The sequence below is a fragment of the Modestobacter sp. SYSU DS0657 genome, assembly GCF_054050925.1.
The window spans coordinates 1-20,975 of sequence record NZ_JBJHAG010000026.1; the positions used below are offsets into that span (position 1 = coordinate 1).

The 20,975-nt window shown below is 75.6% G+C and carries 16 protein-coding genes; 8 read left to right on the plus strand and 8 right to left on the minus strand.

From position 1 onward, the window contains the following. Positions 1 to 208: 208 nt before the first annotated feature. Positions 209 to 2,134, minus strand: coding sequence for a 4-alpha-glucanotransferase (gene malQ, locus ACI79A_RS15425; RefSeq protein WP_457084632.1), 1,926 nt, complete (start codon positions 2,132 to 2,134; stop codon positions 209 to 211). Positions 2,135 to 2,237: 103 nt separating this feature from the next. On the opposite strand from malQ, the gene ACI79A_RS15430 reads away from it, so the two are divergent. Next, entirely contained in the window at positions 2,238 to 2,477 is a 240-nt protein-coding gene (locus ACI79A_RS15430; RefSeq protein ID WP_457084633.1) for a hypothetical protein, read from the plus strand. 21 nt (positions 2,478 to 2,498) lie between these two features. Here the strand turns inward: ACI79A_RS15430 and hrpB are convergent, their stop codons facing one another. Then, positions 2,499 to 4,997, minus strand: coding sequence for an ATP-dependent helicase HrpB (gene hrpB / locus ACI79A_RS15435; protein WP_457084634.1), 2,499 nt, complete (start codon positions 4,995 to 4,997; stop codon positions 2,499 to 2,501). Positions 4,998 to 5,102: 105 nt separating this feature from the next. Here hrpB and ACI79A_RS15440 point away from each other — a divergent pair, with 105 nt between their 5' ends. Together ACI79A_RS15440 and ACI79A_RS15445 are read left to right on the plus strand one after the other, a co-directional pair. After that, positions 5,103 to 7,190 (plus strand): elongation factor G-like protein EF-G2, encoded by a 2,088-nt coding sequence (locus ACI79A_RS15440; protein WP_457084687.1) that lies wholly within the window; start codon positions 5,103 to 5,105, stop codon positions 7,188 to 7,190. Continuing rightward, positions 7,187 to 8,836 (plus strand): SLC13 family permease, encoded by a 1,650-nt coding sequence (locus tag ACI79A_RS15445; protein WP_457084635.1) that lies wholly within the window; start codon positions 7,187 to 7,189, stop codon positions 8,834 to 8,836. Before ACI79A_RS15440 ends, ACI79A_RS15445 begins: the two co-directional genes overlap by 4 nt. Here ACI79A_RS15445 and ACI79A_RS15450 read toward each other — a convergent pair. Further along, positions 8,797 to 9,531, minus strand: coding sequence for a CPBP family intramembrane glutamic endopeptidase (locus tag ACI79A_RS15450; RefSeq protein WP_457084636.1), 735 nt, complete (start codon positions 9,529 to 9,531; stop codon positions 8,797 to 8,799). The genes ACI79A_RS15445 and ACI79A_RS15450 overlap by 40 nt on opposite strands. Before the next feature lie 172 nt (positions 9,532 to 9,703). On the opposite strand from ACI79A_RS15450, the gene ACI79A_RS15455 reads away from it, so the two are divergent. From ACI79A_RS15455 to ACI79A_RS15470, 4 genes are all read left to right on the plus strand, one after another. Next, entirely contained in the window at positions 9,704 to 10,948 is a 1,245-nt protein-coding gene (locus ACI79A_RS15455) for a cation:proton antiporter domain-containing protein (protein ID WP_457084637.1), read from the plus strand. A gap of 162 nt (positions 10,949 to 11,110) precedes the next feature. After that, positions 11,111 to 11,488: a methyltransferase domain-containing protein gene (locus ACI79A_RS15460; protein WP_457084638.1), complete on the plus strand. Its 378-nt coding sequence runs from the start codon at positions 11,111 to 11,113 to the stop codon at positions 11,486 to 11,488. Positions 11,489 to 11,503: 15 nt separating this feature from the next. After that, entirely contained in the window at positions 11,504 to 11,866 is a 363-nt protein-coding gene (locus tag ACI79A_RS15465; RefSeq protein ID WP_457084639.1) for a hypothetical protein, read from the plus strand. Positions 11,867 to 12,097: 231 nt separating this feature from the next. Continuing rightward, entirely contained in the window at positions 12,098 to 12,817 is a 720-nt protein-coding gene (locus tag ACI79A_RS15470) for a hypothetical protein (RefSeq protein ID WP_457084640.1), read from the plus strand. A 38-nt stretch (positions 12,818 to 12,855) separates the two neighbouring features. Here the strand turns inward: ACI79A_RS15470 and ACI79A_RS15475 are convergent, their stop codons facing one another. The 4 genes from ACI79A_RS15475 to ACI79A_RS15490 all read right to left on the minus strand — a co-directional run bounded on the left by ACI79A_RS15475 (position 12,856) and on the right by ACI79A_RS15490 (position 16,822). Next, positions 12,856 to 13,608, minus strand: coding sequence for an ANTAR domain-containing protein (locus ACI79A_RS15475; protein WP_457084641.1), 753 nt, complete (start codon positions 13,606 to 13,608; stop codon positions 12,856 to 12,858). A gap of 94 nt (positions 13,609 to 13,702) precedes the next feature. Next, positions 13,703 to 14,464, minus strand: coding sequence for a sulfite exporter TauE/SafE family protein (locus tag ACI79A_RS15480; RefSeq protein ID WP_457084642.1), 762 nt, complete (start codon positions 14,462 to 14,464; stop codon positions 13,703 to 13,705). After that, positions 14,461 to 15,243 carry a sulfite exporter TauE/SafE family protein gene (locus ACI79A_RS15485; protein ID WP_457084643.1) on the minus strand — a complete coding sequence of 261 codons (783 nt, stop codon included), beginning with the start codon at positions 15,241 to 15,243 and terminating at the stop codon, positions 14,461 to 14,463. Before ACI79A_RS15485 ends, ACI79A_RS15480 begins: the two co-directional genes overlap by 4 nt. A 64-nt stretch (positions 15,244 to 15,307) precedes the next feature. Further along, positions 15,308 to 16,822 carry a GGDEF domain-containing protein gene (locus tag ACI79A_RS15490; protein WP_457084644.1) on the minus strand — a complete coding sequence of 505 codons (1,515 nt, stop codon included), beginning with the start codon at positions 16,820 to 16,822 and terminating at the stop codon, positions 15,308 to 15,310. Between the two features lie 194 nt (positions 16,823 to 17,016). On the opposite strand from ACI79A_RS15490, the gene mgtE reads away from it, so the two are divergent. Continuing rightward, positions 17,017 to 18,339, plus strand: a complete 1,323-nt coding sequence (gene mgtE / locus ACI79A_RS15495; protein WP_457084645.1) for a magnesium transporter — start codon at positions 17,017 to 17,019, stop codon at positions 18,337 to 18,339. A 27-nt stretch (positions 18,340 to 18,366) separates the two neighbouring features. Here mgtE and ACI79A_RS15500 read toward each other — a convergent pair whose 3' ends face one another. Next, positions 18,367 to 20,973 (minus strand): DEAD/DEAH box helicase, encoded by a 2,607-nt coding sequence (locus ACI79A_RS15500; protein WP_457084646.1) that lies wholly within the window; start codon positions 20,971 to 20,973, stop codon positions 18,367 to 18,369. Between the last annotated feature and the right edge of the window lie 2 nt (positions 20,974 to 20,975).

A 20,975-nucleotide genomic window follows, 5' to 3' on the forward strand; every position in this document is an offset into this window, starting at 1 on the left:
CGACGACCAGGTCGTCCCGTACGCGGACTCCGGTCCGCTCTCGGCCGAGCTGCTGCCCAACGGCACGCTGAAGACCTACGCCGGCTTCCCGCACGGCATGCCGACCACCCAGGCCGAGACGATCAACACCGACCTGCTGGAGTTCATCCGCAGCTGACGCGTGCGGCCGCTGAGCCGGGCCGGGCAGGGTGCCCGGCCCGGCTCGGCGTCAGCTCTTCTTCTTCTTCTTCGCGCCGGTGGCCTTCTTCGTCGTCCTGCGGGGTCGCTCGGGCCCGGCCGGCGCCGGCCGCAGCCCCGCGGCGAGGATCCCGGCCACGGCCTGCACGCCCGGGTGGCCGGCGAGCTCCTCGGTGGGCACCGGCAGCGGGAGGCACCAGTTGGGCCGGTCGGTGGTGCCGGGCATGTTCGGCCGGCGTTCCACGGCCAGGGCGTCGTCCAGCGTCGCCGACAGCAGCGTGGACGGCGCCGTCGCCAGCCGCCGGTGGGCGGCCTCGACCGCCTCGACGGGCGTGGCGTCGGCCGGGACCGACGTCAACCGCGCCAGCAGCGAGGCCCGGCCGCGCTCCAGCTCCTCGTCGGTGCCGACCCCGTGCTCGCGCTGCTCGGCAAGGTCCGACCCGGTCCACAACCCGGCCACCGTGGGCAGGTCGTGGGTGCTGATCGCGGCCATCGCCTCGGCCGGCCACTGCGCCGGCTCGTCCTCCTCGAACCACAGCAGGCGGTAGGACAGGATGCCGTGCTCGGCCATCGCCTCCCGCACGCCCTCCTCGACGGTGCCCAGGTCCTCGCCGACGACGATCGCCTGCGCGCGGTGGCTCTCCAGCGCGACGATGTCGAGCATGTCCTCGTAGGGGTAGCGGACGTACGCGCCGTCCGCGGCTCCACCACTGGCCCCGGGCCCCGGCTGCGGCACCCACCACAGCCGGAACAGCCCCATCACGTGGTCGACCCGCAGGCCACCGGCGCCGGCCATGGTGGCCCGGATCGACTGGATGAACGGCTCGTAGTCGGCGGCCTGCAGGCGCCAGGGCACCAGCGGCGGGGAGCCCCAGTCCTGGCCCTGGCTGTTGAAGGCGTCCGGCGGGGCGCCGACGCTGACCCCCTGGGCCAGCACGTCCTGCCAGGCCCAGGCGTCGGCGCCACCGCCGGCGACGCCGATCGGCAGGTCCTGGATCACCGTGATGCCCTCGGTGGCCGCGCGCAGCTGGACGTCGAGCAGCCACTGCAGCCAGGCGTGGAAGGCGACCTCGCGCTCGTGCCCGGCGGCGAAGTCGACCACACCGGCGCCGCGCGGGTCGCGCAGCTCCTCGGGCCAGGTGTGCCAGTCGGGCCCGTGCACGTCGGCGATCGCGCACCAGGTCGCCCAGTCCATCAGCGGCTGCCCCTGGTGCCACCACCAGTCGCGGAACGGGCCCTCGTCGATCCCGGCGTCGAACACCCGCTGCAGCACCCGGCGCTTGACCGCCCAGATCGCGTCGCGGTCGATCAGCTCGCCGTCGTTCAGCGCCCGGCCGGCGTCGGCCTCGGCGTCGACCGCCTCGATCCCAGGCACGTCGGCGATGCGCAGGTACACCGGGTTGCGGAACCGGCGGGTGGCCGGCAGGTAGGGGCTGTCCTCCTGACCCTCGGTCGGGGCCACCGCGTGCAGCGGGTTGACCAGCACGAACCCGGCGCCCTGCGCCTGGGCGAACTCGCGCACGGTGCGCAGGTCGCCGAGGTCGCCGATGCCCCAGCTGTCCCGCCCGCGGGTGGCGTACAGCTGCACCGCCCAGCCCCAGCCGCGCCAGCCCTCGGGCAGCCAGCAGCGGCCGGGGGAGACGATCAGCCGCCGCTCCCGGCCGTCGGCGGTGCGCAGCCGGTGGTAGCCGAGCGGGAAGTCCTCGGGCAGCGAGCCGTCGACGCGCCGGACCGCGCCGTCCTCGCACGTCACCTCCGCGCCCTCGACCTCCAGCGGGTCGCCGGGGCGGGCCACGATCGGGGTCCGGTCGAGCAGGTCGGTCGGCGGGTGGCCGATCACCTGCCGCAGCAGTTCGATCGTCTCCTCGGAGACGGTGTGCTCCTCGTCGAGGGCGTCGAGCCAGCTGGCGTCGATGCCCCAGGCGTCGGTCGTCGGCTTCGCGGGCGTGCTGGTCACCCCCTGATCCTCTCCGCTGCCGGGCGCCGCTGCCGGATGAGCAGCCCAGGTCACGTCCGGCGGCCGCACGGCAACGAGATGAGCACAACGGTGGAGCGGCACGGTGAGCCGCGAGGAGGCCCGGATGCTCGAGGCCGACCTGATCGTCTTCCAGTCCGGCTCGGACGCCGAGCGGGCCGGCATCGAGGGCGACCCGGTGCTGTCCGGCCTGGGGACCGCCACCGACGGCCGGGTGGTCTTCGCCGAGGGGTCGGACTACGACGCCCTGCAGTTCTCCAGCGCGCTGAGCCTGCCCTACCTGCTGGACAACTTCGTGCCGGAGCTGTCCGCCGCCCTGGGCTGAGCCCGCGCTCGGCGCCAGCTCTCACGCCGACCCGCCGCGCGGTTTCGTGCGGCGGGTCGGCGTCGCCGTGGCCGGGTCCTCCGGCCAGGGGTGGCGCGGGTAGCGGCCGCGCAGCTCGCTGCGGACGGCGGGCCACCCGGTGACCCAGAAGCCCGCCAGGTCGCCGGTGGTGGCGATCACCCGCGAGGCGGGGGAGAGCAGCTGCAGGCGCAGCGGCCGCCCGGCGACCACCGGGGCGTCGGCCCAGCCGAACACCTCCTGCACCCGCACCGACAGGGTGGGCACCGCCGGGTCGGTGTAGTCGACCCGCAGGCGCGACCCGGTGGGCACCTCGACCCGCTCGGGCACCACCTCGTCCAGCCGCCCGGCCAGCTGCCAGGGCACCAGCGCCTGCAGCGCCGCGGCGACGTCGACCCGCCGCAGCGCCGCCCGGTCCCGGGCCGCGGCCACCGCGGGGCTGTCGGCGAGCGCGGCCAGCAGCGCGGCGTCGTCCACCGCAGGCCACGGCTGACCGAGCCCGGCGTGCGCCGCGGCGAGCCGCTCGCGGAGCGCGACGGCGGCCGGCGTCCAGCGCAGCAGCCCCAGCCCCTCCCGGCGCAGCCCCTCGGCGAGGGCCGCGCCCACCGCCGCCGGCTCGGGGTCGGCCAGCGGCCGCTCGGTGAGCACCACCGCGCCCAGCCGGTCGGCCTGCACGGCGCGCACGTCGCCGTCGCGCCAGGAGACCTCCGGACCGGTGCGGCGCACCGACGCGCCGGCCTCCAGCGCGGTGGCCTCGTCGACGGCGACCGCCAGCCGGACGCGCGCATCGGCCCGGCCCGGCGCCCGGTCGGCGGCGGCCACCGCCAGCCAGGTCGCGCCGCCGAGCGCGGTGCCCGGCGTCAGCTCCGCGCCGGTCCCGGCCGCCAGCAGGTAGGTGCGCTCCGCACCCGGCCGCCGGTGGGCCAGCCACTCCGGGTGCGCCAGCCCGACGACCAGCCCGGCCGCCTGGTCGTCGGGGACCGCCCGGTTCGGCGGCGCATCGGGCACCGCCCGCGTCAGCCGGTCGGCCTCCTCCCGCCACCGGGCGGCCGGGCCGCCCCTCGCGCCCCGCAGCCCGCGCCACTCCGCGACCAGGTCGTCCGACCGGGGCGCGAGGTCGGCCGACAGCAGCGCCACCACCTCCGCGGCGCGCCGCCGGCCGACCAGCGGCGCGCCGTCGAGCAGCGCCCGGGCCAGCCGCGGGTGGGCGCCGACCGCGGTGAGTGCGCGGCCGCGAGCGGTCACCCGCCCGGCGTCGTCCACGGCCCCCAGCTCGCGCAGCGCCGCCCGGGCCACGGCGAACGCGGCCTCGGGTGGTGCGTCGGGGAGCGCCAGGCCGGTGGCGTCGGGGGAGCCCCAGCAGGCCAGCTCGAGGGCGAAGCCGGTCAGGTCGCCGACCGCGATCTCCGGCTCGGCGGTGGCCGGCAGCCGGTCGTGCTCGGCGGCCGACCACAGCCGGTAGACCCGCCCGGGCGCCTCCCGGCCGGCGCGGCCGGCGCGCTGCACTGCCGCCGCCCGCGAGACCCGGACCGTCACCAGCGCGCCGAGCCCCCGGGCGACGTCGAAGCGGGGCACCCGGGCGAGTCCGGCGTCGACGACCACGCGCACCCCGGGCACGGTGAGGCTGGTCTCGGCGACGTCGGTGGCCAGCACGACCCGGCGCCGCGGGCCGGGGGTCAGGGCGGCGTCCTGCTCCGCGGCCGGCAGCCGGCCGTGCAGCGGGCGGACGTCGGCGTCGACCCCGGCGAGCCGGCCGGCCACCCCGCCGATCTCCGCCGCGCCGGGCAGGAAGACCAGCACGTCACCGGTGGACTCGGCCAGCGCCCGGCGCACCGTGCCGGCCACCGCGTCCAGCAGCCCCGGGTCGACCCGCGTGCCGTGCGGCGGGGCCACGACCGGTCCGGGTGGGCACCAGACGGTCTCGACGTCGTGCAGTGCGCCGGTGGCCTCGACCACCGGGGCCGGGACGCCGTCGCCGCCCAGCAGGGTGGCCAGCCTCGGTGCCTGCGCCGTCGCCGACATCGCCAGCAGCGCCAGCTCCGGGCGCAGTGCGGCCCGCGCGTCGACGCCGAAGGCCAGGGCGAGGTCGGTGTCCAGCTGCCGTTCGTGGCACTCGTCGAGCACCACCGCGGCGACCCCCGGCAGCTCCGGGTCGGCCTGCAGTCGCCGCACCAGCAGGCCGGTGGTGACGACCTCCACCCGGGTGGCGTGGCTGCGCCGGCTGTCGCCGCGCACGCTGTAGCCCACCGACCGCCCGACCGGCTCGTCGACCAGCGCCGCCATCCGCCGGGCGGCTGCCCGGGCAGCGACCCGGCGGGGTTCGGCGACCAGCACCCGTCCCGGCAGGCGGTCGGCGAGCGCGAGCGGGACCAGCGACGTCTTGCCGGTTCCGGGTGGGGCGACGAGCACCGCGCTGCCCGCGGCGGCGAGTGCGTCGGTGAGCCCGGGCAGCACGGCGCGGACCGGCAGGTCGGCGCCCGGTGTTCCCGGCGGTGGCAGCACGCGGACAGTCTTCCCGGCCAGGAGGAACACGTCCGACCCTTGTCCTGGGACGTGATACAGGCCACAGTGACTGCTCGGGACGACGTCGTCTGCGTGGAGGTCCAGGTGGCCGGTCAGGGCAGGGAGAACGGCAGGGATCGACCGGGTGCTCCAGCGCCCCGCCCGCCGGACCGCGTGCGCAACGTCGCGCTGGTCGGGCGGGCGGGGGCGGGGAAGACGACGCTGGCGGAGGCGCTGGCGGCCGCCACCGGCGCGGTGCCCCGCGCCGGGCGGGTCGAGGACGGCACCACCTGCCTGGACACCGACGAGGTGGAGGTGCGGCTGCAGCACTCGGTGACGCTGCACGCGGCCACCGTCGAGCACGACGGCCACCGGATCACCCTCTTCGACACCCCCGGCTCCCCGGACTTCCTCGGGGAGCTGCGGGCCGCGCTGCGGGCCGCGGACGCCGCGCTCTTCGTCGTCTCCGCGGTCGCCGGGGTCGACGCCGGCACCGTGCAGCTGTGGGACGAGTGCGCCGCGGCCGGCCTGCCGCGCGCCGTCGTCGTCACCCAGCTGGACCGGCCGCGGGCCGACGTCGCCGAGGTGGTGCGGGCCTGCGCGGCGCAGCTGGGCGCCGGGGTCCACCCGGCCCAGCTGGTCGAGGGCGGCGCCCTGGTCTCCCTGCTGGAGCCCGGACCGGGGTCACCGGAGGCCGACCGGCTGCGGGCCGAGCTCATCGAGGCGGTGATCGCCGAGAGCGAGGACGAGACGCTTCTCGAGCGCTACCTCGACGGCGCCCCCATCGGCCTCGCCGAGCTGGTCGCCGACCTGGAGACCGCGGTGTCCCGGGGCGCGTTCCACCCGGTGCTGTGCGCCTCCCCGCTGACCGGGCTGGGCATCGGTGACCTGCTGGACCTGCTGGTCACCGGCTTCCCCTCGCCGCTGGAGCGGCCCTGCCCGCCGGTGCTCCGCCCGGACGGCACCCCGGCCGGCCGGGTGGCCTGCGACCCCGACGGGCCGCTGGTCGCCGAGGTGGTGAAGACGACGACCGACCCCTACCTGGGCCGGGTCAGCCTGGTCCGGGTCTTCTCCGGACGGCTACGGCCGGACATGCCGGTGCACGTCTCCGGGCACGGGGAGGGGCACGGGTGGGGCGACCGGCACGCCGACCACGACGCCGACGAGCGCGTGGGGGCGATCTCCTGCGCGCTCGGCAGCGTGCTCCGCCCGGTGGCCGAGTGCCTGGCCGGTGACGTGTGCGCGGTCGCGCGGCTGGCGACGGCGGAGACCGGCGACACCCTGTCCGCCCCCGACCGGCCGCTGGTCGTGCAGCCCTGGGAGCTGCCCGAGCCGCAGCTGCCGGTGGCGGTGGCGGCCGCCTCCCGCACCGACGAGGACCGGCTGGCCGCGGCGCTGACCCGGCTCACCCTGGAGGACCCGACCGTGCGGGTCGAGCGGCGGGCCGACACCGGGCAGCTGCTGCTGTGGTGCCTGGGGGACGCCCACGCCGAGGTGCTGCTGGAGCACCTGCGCACCCGGTACGGCGTCGCCGTGGACACCCCGCCGGTGCGCGTCGCCCTCGTGGAGACGCTGGCGGGGGAGGCGACGGTCACCGCCCGCCAGGTCAAGCAGTCCGGCGGGCACGGCCAGTACGCCGTCGTCGTGGTGGAGGGCCGGCCGGGCGCGCCCGGGTCCGGGATCACCTTCGCCCAGCGGGTGGTCGGCGGGGCCGTGCCGGCGCAGTTCCACGGCAGCGTGGAGAAGGGCATCCGCGCGCAGGCCGCGCGCGGGGTGAGCGCGGACCGGCCGCTGGTCGACGTCGCGGTCACCCTGGTCGACGGCAAGGCCCACTCGGTCGACTCCTCCGACGCGGCCTTCGCCGCCGCGGGAGCCCTGGCGCTGCGCGAACTCGCCGCCGCGGCGGGCACCCGCGTGCTGGAACCGTGGTGCCGGGTGGAGGTCACCGTGCCGGTCGACGCGGTGGGCCCGGTGCTGGGCGACCTGGCCGGACGGCGGGCCCGGGTGACCGGCAGCGACGTCGGGCCCGGCCCGGAGGAGACGACGGTCCGGGCCGAGGTGCCCGAGCGCGAGCTGCTCGACTACGCCCGAGCGCTCCGCTCGCTCTCGCACGGCACCGGCCGGTTCCACCGCGAGCCGCTCGGCCACGAGCCGGCCCCGGCCGCGGTCACCGCCGAGCTGCAGCCCGCGTGAGCGCCGACCGCGGGACGCGGGAGGTCCGGACCGGCTCCTCGGCCTCGCGGGCCGGGACGCCGGTCGACGAGGACCAGCCCAACGTCACCGACACCTCCGTCCCGCCCCGGCGGCAGTGGGCCGGGCGGATCGGCGGGCCGGTGGCTGCGCTCGTCGTCTACGTCCTGCTGGCCCAGGACGATGCGCTGAGCACGGCCGGGCGCACCACCGCGGCGGTCGGGGTGCTGCTCGCGGTCTGGTGGATGACCGAGGCCCTGCCGCTGCCGGCGACGGCGCTGGTGCCGATCGTGGCGTTCCCGCTGCTGGGGGTGCTCCCGGTGGGCGAGGCCACCGCGCCCTACGCCGACCCGAACATCTTCCTGTTCATGGGCGGCTTCATGATCGCCCTGGCGATGCAGAAGTGGGAGCTGCACCGGCGCATCGCGCTGCTGACCGTGCGCGCCGTCGGCACCAAGCCGCCGCGGCTGATCGCCGGCTTCATGATCGCGACCGCGTTCCTCAGCATGTGGGTCAGCAACACCGCCACCACCGTGCTGATGCTGCCGATCGGGCTGAGCGTGCTGCTGCTCGTGCTCGACCGGGTCGCCGCGGGCAGCGGCGACGCCGAGGCCGTCGACGCGGCGGTCGACGCCGACGGGGGACCGGCCGTCACCGAGCTCATCCGGGACACCGACACCCGCAACTTCGCCGTCGCGCTGATGCTGGGCATCGCCTACGCCGCCAGCATCGGCTCGCTGGCCACGCTCATCGGCACCCCGCCCAACCTCATCCTGGCGGCGTTCGTCCGGCAGAACTACGACATCGAACTCGGGTTCGGGGAGTGGATGCTGCTCGGCCTGCCGCTGGCCGTGGTCTTCCTGGCGCTGGCCTGGCTGGTGCTCACCAAGGTCGCCTTCCGGTCCTCGCTCCGGGAGATCCCCGGCGGCAGGCAGGTCATCCAGGCCGAGCTGGAGCAGCTCGGGAAGATGTCCCGCGGCGAGTGGACGGTGCTCGCGGTGTTCGTCGCCACCGCGCTGCTCTGGGTGTTCCGGCAGCCGCTCACCGGGTGGACGGCGCTCACCGACGTGCTGCCGTTCGTCGCCGAGCTCAGCGACCCGGCGATCGCGATCGCGGCTGCGGTTGCCCTGTTCCTCATCCCGGTGAAGGCCAGGGAGGGGGTCTCGGTGCTGGACTGGCACACCGCCCAGCAGCTGCCGTGGGGCGTGCTGCTGCTGTTCGGCGGTGGCCTGAGCCTCGCCGCGGCGGTGCAGGAGAGCGGGCTGGACGAGTACATCGGCGGCCAGGTCGGCGCGGTCGGTGCGCTGCCGACCATCCTGCTGGTGTTGATCACCGCGGGCGTGGTGCTGCTGCTCACCGAGGTCACCAGCAACACCGCCACGGCCGCCGCCTTCCTGCCGGTGCTCGGCGGGGTGGCGCTGGGGCTGGACCTGCTGCCCCTGGTGCTGCTGGTGCCCGCCGCACTGGCGGCCACCTGCGCGTTCATGCTCCCGGTGGCGACCCCGCCCAACGCCATCGTGTTCGGCTCGGGCTACGTCACGATCGGGCAGATGCTGCGCGCCGGCGTCGTCCTCAACGTGATCGGCATCGTGCTCATCACCGCGGCGGTCTACCTGCTCGGTGGGGTCGCGCTCGGGATCACCTTCTGAGCCGGGTGCCAGCGGCGCAGCAGCAGCACGCCGAACGCCAGGAGACCGACGTGCGCGGCCGCGACGGCGGCGTCCGGCAGCGGCTCGACGGCCAGCAGCGTCGTCAGGTCGGCGAGGGCGTGTACGCCGACCAGCACGCCGATCCACCGGTACCGCCACTGCCAGGCCGCCCAGGCGAAGCCGGTCACCGCGGAGAGCCCGACGTTGCCCAGCACGTCGCCCAGCCCGCGGTCGGTCAGGGCGAGCGCGGACAGGTGCTGCAGCCCGAACAGCGCCGCGGTCAGGGTCACCGCCCACACGGGCCGGTACCGGGTGAGGAGACCCGAGAGGACGACGCCGCGGCTGGTCAGCTCCTCGTTCAGCCCCACGAGCAGCAGGGTGAGCACCCACAGCCCCACCCCCGGCTCGCGGTCGTGCAGCCCGGCGGGCACCGCCCAGGACAGCGCCTCGGCCAGCAGGGGCAGCGCGGCGAGGGCAGCTGCCCACGACCGCCAGACCGTCGTCGCCCCGATGGCCCGCCACAACCGCCGCCGGGTGACCAGCACGACCGCGTAACCGGTGGCCGCCACGTTCGCCACCAGGCCCAGGTACCAGCCGGAGACGCCGAGCGCACCGGCCAGCTCGAGCGCGCCCAGCATCACGAGGAACCGACCCACGTGCACGGCGGCGGCGTCGGCCAGGGCGGGCAGTCGCATGGGCGGGCCTCCGGGGCGGGGTCGTCCGAGGGGCGAGTGTGCGGCAGACCGGTGGGGGATCGCGGTGCTGCCGGGTGACCAGCGGCTGACGGTCCGGTGACCGCACGGTGGCCGACCCCGGGTGTTTCGCGCCGGACGGTCGGTGGGCAGAGGGCGCCGGGGCGCCCGACCGGTGCCTCCCGCAGCACCGGAGCCGGACGAGGAGGAGATGGTGGAGGACCTGCACCTGGGGTACGCCCTGGTCGGCGGCCTGGCCGTGGTGCTGGCCGCGCTGTCGGGCAAGATGCGCGACCTGCCGTTCAGCGAACCGCTGCTGGCTCTGCTGCTGGGCGTGGTCGTCGGCCCGCAGGTCCTCGGGCTGGTCGACGTGGCCGAGGCCATGCGCTCCACCCTGGTCGAGGAGATGGCCCGGGTGCTGCTGGCCGTCTCGCTGATCGGGGTCGCCCTGCGCTTCCCGGTGCGACGGCTGCGCCCGGTGGTCACCCCGACCGCCGTGCTGGTGACCGTCGGCATGGCCGGGATGGCGCTGCTCTCGGCCGGTCTGGCCTGGCTGGTGCTCGGCGTCCCGGTGGCGCTGGCCGCGCTCATCGGCGCCTGCATCGCCCCCACCGACCCGGTGCTCGCCTCCAGCGTGGTCACCGGGAAGCCGGCCGAGGAGCACCTGCCGGCGCGCACCCGGCAGCTGCTGTCGGAGGAGTCGGGCACCAACGACGGGCTCGCGCTGCCCCTCGTGCTGCTCGGGATCGCCATGGTGCTCGGCGAGTCCCTCGGGCACGCGGCGCTCGACGGCCTCTACCAGGTCGTCGTCGCGGTGGTGGTCGGGGGCGTGGTCGGACTGCTCGCCGGGCGCGCGGTCACCTTCGCGCTGGCCCGCAACGACGTCTCCGAGGGCGCGTCGCTGGTGTTCACCCTGGTGCTCGCGATCGCGGTGCTCGGCATCGCCCGGATCGCGAACGCCGACGGCATCCTGGCCGTGTTCGCCGCCGGGCTGGCCTACAACGCAGCCGTCGGCCAGGACGAGGTCGGCCCGCAGAACACCATCGACGAGGGCATCAACCGGTACCTGGTGCTCCCGCTGTTCCTGCTGCTGGGCGTCCTGCTGCCCTGGTCGGCGTGGGCCGACCTCGGCTGGGGGGCGGTGCTCTTCCCGGTGGCCGTGCTGCTGCTGCGGCGGCTCCCCGTGCTGCTCGCCCTGGCCCGCCCGCTGGGCCTGCGGCTGCGCGACGCGGTCTTCCTGGGCTGGTTCGGGCCGATCGGGGTGAGCGCGCTGTTCTACCTCTCCTTCAGCGAGGCGGAGGGGGTGTCCGATCCCCGGCTGTGGGCCGCCGGCACGCTCGTGGTCGCGGCCAGCACGGTGGCGCACGGCGTCAGCTCCGCGCCCGGTCGTCGGCTCTACCGCCGGGTGGTGGGCACCTGACCGGCGCCGGCGTCACGACCTGCCTGCTCGCGCACCCGCCGCTGCTCGGGCCGGCGGCCATCGCGGTGGTGATCGCCGCCTGCGAGCGCCGCCGGCAAGAGGGGTGATCAGGGCGGGAGATCGGCCATTGACCCCGGCAGTCGCTCTGAGAGAGTTCAGGCCATGTCGGACGCCTTCGACGAGCTGATCGAGGCAGGGACGTCCGCGGACGTGTCCGGGTGGGACTTCTCCTGGCTGGATGGCCGAGCCACCGAGGAACGCCCCGTGTGGGGCTATGCCCGCCGGCTCGCTGACCGGCTCAGCACAGCCTCCGCGTCGCTCGACGTGCAAACCGGCGGCGGCGAGGTCCTCGCTGAAGCGACGACGTTCCCGCCGACGGCCGTGGCGACGGAATCATGGCCGCCGAACGTCGCCCACGCGACCCGATTGCTCCATCCGCGCGGGGTGGTCGTTGTCGCACATTCGGACGAGCCGCCACTGCCGTTCGCCGACGAAGCCTTCGACCTGGTCACCAGTAGGCACCCGGCGACGATCTGGTAGGAAGAGATCGCCCGCGTGCTCCGCCACGGCGGCAGGTACGTCGCCCAGCACGTCGGCCCGGCGAGCGTGTTCGAACTGATCGAGTTCTTCCTCGGCCCGCAGCCGGAGTCGCGCCGGGCACGGCATCCGGATGACGAGGCGGCAACCGCGGAAGCGGCGGGGCTGGAGATCGTCGACCTTCAGACCGCGAGACTGCGCATCGAGATCCATGACGTCGCCGCTGTCGTCTACCTGTTGCGCAAGGTGATCTGGTGGGTGCCGGGTTTCACCGTCGAGAAGTACCGTGACCGGCTCCGCGAGCTGCACGACCTCATCGGGACCGACGGGCCGTTCGTCGCCCACTCCACCCGCCACCTCGTCGAGGCCCGACGACCCTAGACGTGCACCCTCGTCGCCGCTGCACCCACCGTGCGGGTGGTACCCGACCCTGCAGGTGGTCGACGAGGTGATTCCGCCGGCTGCTCTGACCGGCGCTGACCGTCCGGGCTCGACCGAGCACGGTCGGTGAGTCCTCGCCGGTGCCCCAGCAGCCCCGGCCGCCACACCCGGCCACCTGAGCGGGTGGTGCGCACCCCGCGCCTAGCGTCGCCGCCCGAGGTGATCGAACAGATGAGTGACGAGCGAGAGGTCCAGACCCAGGGACGGGCGGATCCCGGAGCAGGCGGCCGGGGTGGTGCGACCGCCCTCGCGGCGGACCAGGGGAGCAGCGACCCGACCGCGGCGCCGGCCGTCGAGCCGGCGTCGCCGGAGACCCCACCGGGAGCGACCGGCCCGGTGCCGCTCGGCGCGGCACCGCCTGCGCCGGCGCCCGCGCAGGCCGACCCGCCGGCGGACCAGCCGGGAGCGCAGGCCGACCCGCCGGGACCGGACCAGCCCGGACCGGCCACCACCGGGGAGGCGGCGTCCGCCCCGGATGACGGCACCCCCCACCCGACGACGCCGGTCAACGTCCGGCCGCGGCCACGGCCGCGGCTGCGCCGGCCCGACCCGCTGATCCGGATGGGGCCCTGGGCACCCGTGGCCGGAGCGGGGATCGGGCTCGTGCTGGGCCTGATCGTGGTGCTCTTCCTGGCACCGGCGGTCGAGACCTTCGCCGAGCGGCTGGCCGTGGTCTTCGTGGTGCTGGGCCTGTCGCTGCTGGGTGCCGGCGGCACCCTGCTCGCCGACGAGGTGCGGCTGATGCGCCGCGGTGCGTGGGCGGCCGAGGCCCGCGCCTCGGGTGCCGGGGTGATCGCCGGGCTGCTCAACGGGCTGACCCCGGCGCGGCTGCTGATCCTGGCCAGCGCCTTCGTGCTGCTGCTCAGCGCCTACGTCACCAGCGGCGGCTGAGCGCGCGCGGCGCCCGGCCACCGGCCGGGCGCCGACGGTCAGGTCTGACCGTCGGCGGGCACCCGGAGGGCGTCGAGCGGGAGCCGCCCGGTGACCAGGTCCTCGGCGACGTCGTCGGCCACCCGGCCCTCCGCGAAGGCGTACGCCCTCAGCAGTGCCAGCGCGTCCTCGCTGCCCAGCCCGTGGGCCACGTTGACCATGCCCATCGCCTGCCAGACCCGCGCCCGGCGCAGCGCGTCGGGCCCCTCCCACCACCCGCGCCCGGGGTCGGGTTCGGTGGCGGCCGTACCGCGGGCCGCGACGGCCAGTTCCCGGGTGACCGCGACGACGACGTCCGCCACGTCCCCGCGGTCGACCGACGGCAGCGCCGCCGGGTCGCGGGCGTACAGGTCGAGCACCACCAGCGGCCCGAGCGGGGGCAGCAGCGGCACAGAGAGCACCGCGCGGAACGGCGTCGACGTGGTGAGCGCCTCGTGCAGCGCGGGCCAGTTGCGGGCGATGTCGGCCTCGTCGAAGGCGATGACGGCGCCGTCGTCGTGCGCCCGGATGCACGGACCCAGGCCCTGGGTGAACTGCAGCCGCTCGGCCTGCGCCGCGGTCGGGTCGCTGGCGCCCAGCGGAGTCCGCAGCCCGCCCGTGTCGTGGATGCTGATCCCGGCGCCGTCCACCGGCAGCGAGGCGGCGCAGGCGCGCGCCAGCCGCTCGCCGAGCAGCTCCGGGGACCGCAGCTCAGGTGGTGCCTGGTCCAGTTCTCGGGTGAAGCGGTCGGCAGCGGGGCCGGGCGCGGTCATCGGTCCTCCGTCGTGTCGGGCGCGGGCACGCGGCGCCAGGCCCCCGTGCCCGGGCACGGTCGTTCCCATGCGCTCAGCCGAAGGCGTCGTGCGCTCAGCCGAAGGCGTCGATGCCCAGGCGCACCGCCAGGGCCAGGCCGGCGACGGCGATGACCCGGCGGAGCAGCCGCTGCGGCACCCGGCGGACCACCCGCGGCCCCAGCCGGCCGCCGACGAAGAAGCCGAGGGCGAGGGGGAGCGCGGCCAGCCAGGCCACGTCGGCGAGGAAGGCGTAGCCGAGGGCGGCGACCAGGTTGGCCAGGCCCAGCACCAGGTTCTTCAGTGCGTTGCCGCGCGGCACGCCCTCGCCGAGCACGAGCAGGTACATCGCCAGCATCAGCACGCCGGCCGCCGCGCCGAAGTAGCCGCCGTAGATGGCCACCAGGAAGGTGCCCAGCGTCAGCCCCCAGTGGTCCCGGCTCGGGCGTGCGGCGCCCTCGGCGGCGAGCTCCCGCGGTGGCCGCTGCACGAGGATGGCGAGCGACGCGGCGGCGATGAGGAAGGGCACCAGCAGCTCGAAGGCGTCCGCCGGGGTGAGCAGCAGCAGGGCGGCGCCCACCCCGCCGCCGAGCACCGCGGCGGTGCCGAGCCGGACCAGCCGCGGGCGCTGGCCGGCGAGCTCCGGGCGCGAGGCGCTCACCGAGCCGACGCTGTTGAGCACCAGCGCGACGGTGTTGGTGACGTTGGCCGACAGCGGGGACAGGCCGGTCGCCAGCAGCGCGGGGTAGCTCACCAGCGAGGCCAGCCCGGCGATGCTGCCGGTCAGGCCGGCGCCGACGCCGGCGACCACGAGCAGGACGAACTCCAGCGCGCTCATCGGTCGAGCAGCACCCACAGCGCGACGAGGCCGAGCACGACGATGGCGCCGCGGAGCACGGAGGCGGGCAGCCGTCGGCCCAGCGTGGACCCGACGTACCCACCGACGAGCGAGCCGGCCGCGACCAGGGCGGCGGCGGTCCAGTCGATGCGCTCGGTGGCGACCACCACGTAGGCCAGCGCCGCCACCGCGTTGACCCCCAGGGTGAGCACGTTCTTGATCGCGTTGAGCCGCTGCAGCGGTTCCCGGATCAGCAACCCGAAGATGCCGATCTGCAGCACCCCCTGGCTCGCCGCGAAGTAGCCGCCGTAGGTGCCCGTCGCGTAGGCCCCGGCGAACAGCGCGGCGAGGCGCCCCCGGCCGATCCGCTGCGGCCCGGTCTCGGTGACCGGCCGGCGGCGACGGAGCCACCGCTGGAGCAGCGGTTGGACGGCGACGAGGACGACGGCCAGCGCCACGAGACCCGGGACGATCGCCTCGAAGGCCGAGGCCGGCAGGTGCAGCAGCAGGAAGGCGCCGGTGAGCGCGCCCAGCACCGAGGCGGGGAAGAGCCGCAGCAGCAGGCCGCGCTGCCCGTGCAGCTCGCGGCGGTAGCCGATGGCGCCGGTCAGGTTGCCCGGCACCAGCCCGAGGGAGTTGGTGATCGTGGCCGCCACCGGAGGCAGGCCGACGGCCAGCAGCACGGGGAAGGTGACCAGCGTCCCGGAGCCGACGACGGCGTTGATCGAGCCGGCGGCGAGCCCGGCGGCGGCGACCGCGACCATCTCCCACCCCGTCATGCGCTCATCCCCGCGAGGGTGCCACAGCGGTCCCGGTGAGCCGGCGCACGCCCCGGCCGGGGCGTCAGCGGGCCGGTGCGGCCCCGGCGGCGACGACCCGTGTGCGGTTGCGGCCCTCGCCCTTCGCCGAGTACATGGCGACGTCGGCGCGCAGCAGGGCGTCGTCCCAGTCGGCACCGGGCACGACCGGGGCGGCGCCGATGCTGACCCCCACCTGCACCGTGAGACCCGACGCCGGCATCGGCAACGGCTCGGTGAGCAGAGCGGTGAGCCGTTCGCCGAGCGCGGCCACGGCCGCGGTCCCGGCGGCCCGGACCAGCAGGGCGAACTCGTCGCCGCCGAGCCGGGCGCAGACGTCCGGGCTGCGGACGGCGGCGGCCAGCCGGGAACCGACCGCGCGCAGCACCTCGTCCCCGGCGGCATGGCCGTGCTCGTCGTTGATCTCCTTGAAGCCGTCGAGGTCGGCGAAGAGCACCCAGGCGTCGTCGGCACCGGACGCGCTGACCACCTCCAGGGCGGCGGTGAAGGCCGCCCGGTTCGCCAGGCCGGTCAACGCATCGGTCTCGGCCTGGGTACGCAGCTCGCGGTGGACCGCGCAGATCCGCAGCGCCATGACCATCTGGTTGACCAGTGCGCGCACGGCCACGAGCGCGTCCCGGGCGGCCGGCCCGGCCGCCCCGACGAACAGGTAGCGGCCGGCGTGGTCCGGCGTCGGGACGCACAACCACTCCCCGGCGATGCCGGTCGCCGCGACCAACGGCTCGGGCGCGAGAACCGGCCGGAGCACCGGGGTCGACTCGGTGGACACGGCGAGATCAGGGGGTAGCGGGGGGAGGCCCTCTGCCACGACTCCGGCGGCGACGACGACCCGGAGGGCCGGGCCGTCCGCCTGGAGCGCGAGGACCGCCAGGCCGGGGGTCGCCGCGCAGATCTCGTCGGCCGCCGCCCACCCGCACGCCGAGACCTCGACCTCGTCGGTCACGCCCAGCAGCCGCGTGCCCAGGGCGACCAGCGCGGCGTCGCGGGCCTCGGCCCGCTTGCGGGCGAACAGCCCGAGCGCCAGGTGCCGGGAGACGACGGCGAGGAGGAAGGCCAGCGGCAGCGCCCCGAGCACCGGGCCGGCCGGCGCCGCGGTCTCGTGCCCGGGCACCCACTGCCACCAGACCAGCGCCGCGATCAGCGCCAGGCACTGGCCTGCGGCATAGAACCAGATGTCGCGGGTGCGGCCGTAGACCGCACGGAACCACAGGGCGCTGAACGTCGCACCGAAGGCCACCGCCGGCACGGGGCAGCCGAGCGCGAAGGCGGTCACCGCCACCACGTCGAGCAGGTCGAGGGCCGGTCGCGCGCGATGGGTGAGGTAGCGGTACGACCACGAGGCGGTGAGGGCGACGGTGCCGCCGACCAGCAGCGCCACGCTCGCCGCGGACGCCCCGGGCAGGGCCCCGGCGAAGGCGACGGCCAGCGAGATCAGGGCGCAGACGCCGAACAGCCAACGGGTGCCCTCGACCATGTCGTCGGGGCGGCGCAGCCGTGCCACGGCCCGCCCGAGCTGCAGCGGCGCCACCACTCCGGTCATCACGTCCTTCCCCCGTCCGGCTCCGCGCCGGCCGTCCGATCAGGTCATCGACCGGACGGCGCGGAGCCTGGATGCCCCGGACGGGGGACCCGGTGGGCGCGTGACGCGGGGCCGGTCCCGGCGGCCGGCGTCGGCCGGCCCGGTGCGTCGGCCTCGCGCTGCGGTCCGCGGGCCGGTCCCGGTAGACAGGCAGCATGCCCGACCTCACCGATCTCGCGCGCGCCAGCGACCTCCGCGGGCTGCACGACGCCCTGGACCCGCTGGCCGTGCCCACGGTCGTCGACGAGCTGGAGCGGCTCGACCCGGCGGCCCGGGCGGTCGCCTTCCGGTCACTGCCCAAGGACCGGGCGCTGGCGGTCTTCGAGGACCTCGATCCCTCGCTGCAGCGTGAGCTCGTCGACGAGCTGCGCGAGGAGTCGACCGCCGAGCTCGTGGCCGGGCTCGACCCGGACGACCGGGCCGGTCTGCTGGACGAGCTCCCGGCCTCGCTCGCCGGCCGCCTGCTGTCCGGCCTGGACGAGCACGAGCGGCAGATGACCACCACGCTGCTCGGCTACCCGCCGGACTCGGCGGGCCGCCGGATGTCGCCGGAAGTGGTGGCCCTGCCGGTGGAGGCGACCGTCGGCGAGGCGTGGGAGCACGTGCGCCGGGTCGAGCCGGACGCCGAGACGATCTACACCCTCCCGGTGGTGGGGGAGGGCCGGTGCGTGGTCGGCGTGGTCTCGCTGCGCCGGCTGTTCGTCAGCGACCCGGGGGCGCGGCTCACCGAGGTGGCGTCCGAGCCGGTCGTCGTCCGCACCACCGACGACCAGGAGGTCGCCGCCCGGGTGGTGCGCGACCACGGTGTGGTCGCCGTCCCGGTGGTCGACGCCGAGGGGCGGCTGGTCGGGCTCTTCACGGTGGACGACGCGATGCGGGTGCTGGAGGAGGAGGAGAGCGAGGACCTGGCCCGCACCGGCGGCAGCGAGCCGCTGGACCGCCCCTACCTGGCCACCGGCGTCGTCGGGCTGGCGCGGACCCGGGTGGCCTGGCTGCTGGTGCTCATCGCGGCTGCGGCGCTGACGGTCAACGTGCTGGACTACTTCGAGGACGTCCTGGACCAGGTGGTGGCCCTGGCGTTGTTCGTGCCCCTGCTGATCGGCACCGGGGGCAACACCGGCGCCCAGTCGGCGACCACGGTGATCCGGGCGATGGCCGTCGGCGACGTCCGCTTCGCCGACCTGCTCCGGGTCGTCCGCCGCGAGCTGGCCACCGGCGCGCTGCTCGGCGCGTTGCTGGCCGCGGTGGGCTTCGGGCCCGCCGCCTGGCTGGTCGGCGCCGACATCGCGGTCGTGCTGTGCGCGGCGCTGGTCGTCGTCTGCACGCTGGCCACCACCGCCGGGGCGCTCACCCCGATGCTGGCGAACCGGCTGGGGGTCGACCCGGCGGTGGTCAGCGCACCGTTCATCACCACGTTCGTCGACGCGACCGGGTTGATCGTCTACTTCCTCATCGCCCAGGCTGTCCTGGGGCTCTGAGCGGTCCTGGGCCTCCGCCCCGGCCGCTCAGTCCTTGCGGCCGGCGTCGACCAGGCGGAGCACGACGACGCCCTCCTCGTCGGAGGCGTCCAGGTCGACCTCGGCGTCGAACCCCCAGTCGTGGTCACCGGCGGGGTCGTCGACGATCTGCCGCACCCGCCACAGCCGCGGCTCGTCCTTGTCGATGATGAGCAGCGCGGGGCCGCGGGCGTCGGCGCCGGTGCGGACCTCGTCGTGCTCGGCGAAGTAGGCCTGCACCACCTCGCCCCAGCGGTCGGCGTCCCAGCCGGCGGCGGCGTCCAGCTCGCCCAGGTCGTACCAGCGGCGGCGGGCCCACAGCTCGACGCGGCGGAACAGCAGGTTGCGCACCATCGCGGTGAACGCCCGCTCGTTGCCGGTGAGCGGCCGCGGCCGGGCGGGGACGGCGACCGGTGCGTCCAGCGGCTGGTCCGGGCTGGTGAGCTGCTCCCACTCGTCCAGCAGCGAGGAGTCGACCTGGCGGACCAGCTCGCCCAGCCACTCGACCAGGTCGGTGACCTCCTCGGTGCGGGCCTCGGCGGGCACGCCCGAGCGCAGCGCCTTGAACGCGTCGGAGAGGTAGCGCAGCACGGCGCCCTCGGAGCGGGTCAGCCCGTAGTGGTTGACCAGCTCGCGGAAGGTCATCGCCTGCTCCCACATGTCCCGCACCACGGACTTGGGGGACAGCTGGGCGTCGCGGGCCCACGGGTTGCCGGCGGAGTAGACCTCGAAGGCGTGGTCGAGCAGCTCCTTGAGCGGCTGCGGGTACGTGACCTCCTCCAGCAGCTCCATCCGCTCCTCGTACTCGATCCCCTCGGCCTTCATCTGCGCCACGGCCTCGCCCTTGGCCTTGTTCAGCTGCGCGGCGATGATCTGGCGCGGGTCGTCCAGCGTCGCCTCGATCACCGAGACGACGTCGAGGGCGTAGGTCTCGGACTCCCGGTCGAGCAGGCCGATCGCGGCGAGCGCGAAGGTGGACAGCGGCTGGTTGAGCTGGAAGTCCGGCGGCAGGTCGAGGGTCAGCCGGTACCGGCGTCCGTCGGGCTCGGGGACGTCGAGCCGCTCGATTACCCCGGCGGTGATCAGCGACCGGGCGATCCCGATGACCTCGCGGACGTGCCGCAGCTGCCGGGCCCGTGGTTCGTGGTTGTCGGTGAGCAGGTGGCGCATCGCCGCGACCGGGTCGCCCGGGCGGGCCAGCACGTTGAGCACCATCCCGGTCGACACCCGGAAGTGGCTGCTCAGCGGCTCGGGTTCGGCGTTGATCAGCCGCTGCTGGGTCGCCTCGCTCCACGGCACCATGCCCTCGGGCACCTTGCGGCGCACCAGCTTGCGGCGCTTCTTCGGGTCGTCGGCGACCTTGGCGAACTGCTTGAGGTTCTCCACCTCGTGCTCGGGCGCCTGGACGACGACGGTGCCGGCGGTGTCGTAGCCCGCCCGGCCGGCCCGGCCGGCGATCTGGTGGAACTCCCGCACGGTGAGCATCCGCATCCGGGTGCCGTCGTACTTGCTCAGCGCGGAGAACACCACGGTGCGGATCGGCACGTTGATGCCGACGCCGAGGGTGTCGGTGCCGCAGATGACCTTGAGCAGCCCGGCCTGGGCCAGCTGTTCCACCAGCCGCCGGTACTTGGGCAGCATGCCGGCGTGGTGCACGCCGATGCCGTGCCGCACCAGCCGGGACAGCGTCGTGCCGAAGGCGGAGGAGAACCGGAAGCCGCCGATCATGTCGGCGATCGCCTGCTTCTCCTCCTTCGTGGAGACGTTGACGCTCATCAGCGCCTGGGCGCGCTCCAGCGCCGAGGCCTGGGTGAAGTGGACGACGTAGACCGGTGCCTGCTTGGTGTCGAGCAGCTCCTGGATCGTCTCGTGCATCGGCGTGGTCGCGTAGTAGTGGTGCAGCGGCACCGGCCGCTCGGCGTGGGCGACCAGCGCGGTCGGGCGGCCGGTGCGCCGGGTGAGGTCCTCCCGCAGCGCCGTGACGTCGCCGAGGGTGGCCGACATGAGCAGGAACTGGGCCTTCGGCAGCTCGATCAGCGGCACCTGCCAGGCCCATCCCCGGTCGGGGTCGCCGTAGAAGTGGAACTCGTCCATCACCACCAGGCCGATGTCGGCGTCCGGCCCCTCGCGCAGCGCGATGTTCGCCAGCACCTCGGCGGTGCAGGCGATGATCGGGGCGTCGGCGTTGACCGAGGCGTCGCCGGTGAGCATCCCGACGTTCTGCGCGCCGAACACCCCGCACAGCGCGAAGAACTTCTCGCTGACCAGCGCCTTGATCGGGGCGGTGTAGAAGCTGACCTTGTCGTTGGCCAGCGCCGCGTACTGCGCGCCGGTGGCGACCAGCGACTTGCCGGAACCGGTGGGGGTCGCGAGGACGACGTTCGCCCCGCTGACCAGCTCGATCAGCGCCTCCTCCTGCGCCGGGTACAGCGTCGTGCCGCCCTCGGCGGCCCACTCGGCGAAGTGGGTGAACAGCGCGTCGGGGTCACCGGCCAGCGACTGCAGCTCGGTGAGGTCGTCCGGGTCGCCGATCAGCGACCGGACGTCGGCGGAGGGCAGCGCGGCGGCGGGGGAGTCGGCCGGGGTGGCGTCGGTGCCGGCAGGAGTGAGCGTCATCG

Excerpts from the sequence above, each read along its gene's own strand:
- ACI79A_RS15450 (WP_457084636.1), bottom strand. The coding sequence starts at position 9,531 with ATGCGACTGCCCGCCCTGGCCGACGCCGCCGCCGTGCACGTGGGTCGG.
- ACI79A_RS15460 (WP_457084638.1), top strand. The coding sequence starts at position 11,111 with ATGTCGGACGCCTTCGACGAGCTGATCGAGGCAGGGACGTCCGCGGAC.
- ACI79A_RS15470 (WP_457084640.1), top strand. The coding sequence starts at position 12,098 with ATGAGTGACGAGCGAGAGGTCCAGACCCAGGGACGGGCGGATCCCGGA.
- ACI79A_RS15475 (WP_457084641.1), bottom strand. The coding sequence starts at position 13,608 with ATGACCGCGCCCGGCCCCGCTGCCGACCGCTTCACCCGAGAACTGGAC.
- ACI79A_RS15480 (WP_457084642.1), bottom strand. The coding sequence starts at position 14,464 with ATGAGCGCGCTGGAGTTCGTCCTGCTCGTGGTCGCCGGCGTCGGCGCC.
- ACI79A_RS15485 (WP_457084643.1), bottom strand. The coding sequence starts at position 15,243 with ATGACGGGGTGGGAGATGGTCGCGGTCGCCGCCGCCGGGCTCGCCGCC.
- ACI79A_RS15490 (WP_457084644.1), bottom strand. The coding sequence starts at position 16,822 with ATGACCGGAGTGGTGGCGCCGCTGCAGCTCGGGCGGGCCGTGGCACGG.
- mgtE (WP_457084645.1), top strand. The coding sequence starts at position 17,017 with ATGCCCGACCTCACCGATCTCGCGCGCGCCAGCGACCTCCGCGGGCTG.
- ACI79A_RS15500 (WP_457084646.1), bottom strand. The coding sequence starts at position 20,973 with ATGACGCTCACTCCTGCCGGCACCGACGCCACCCCGGCCGACTCCCCC.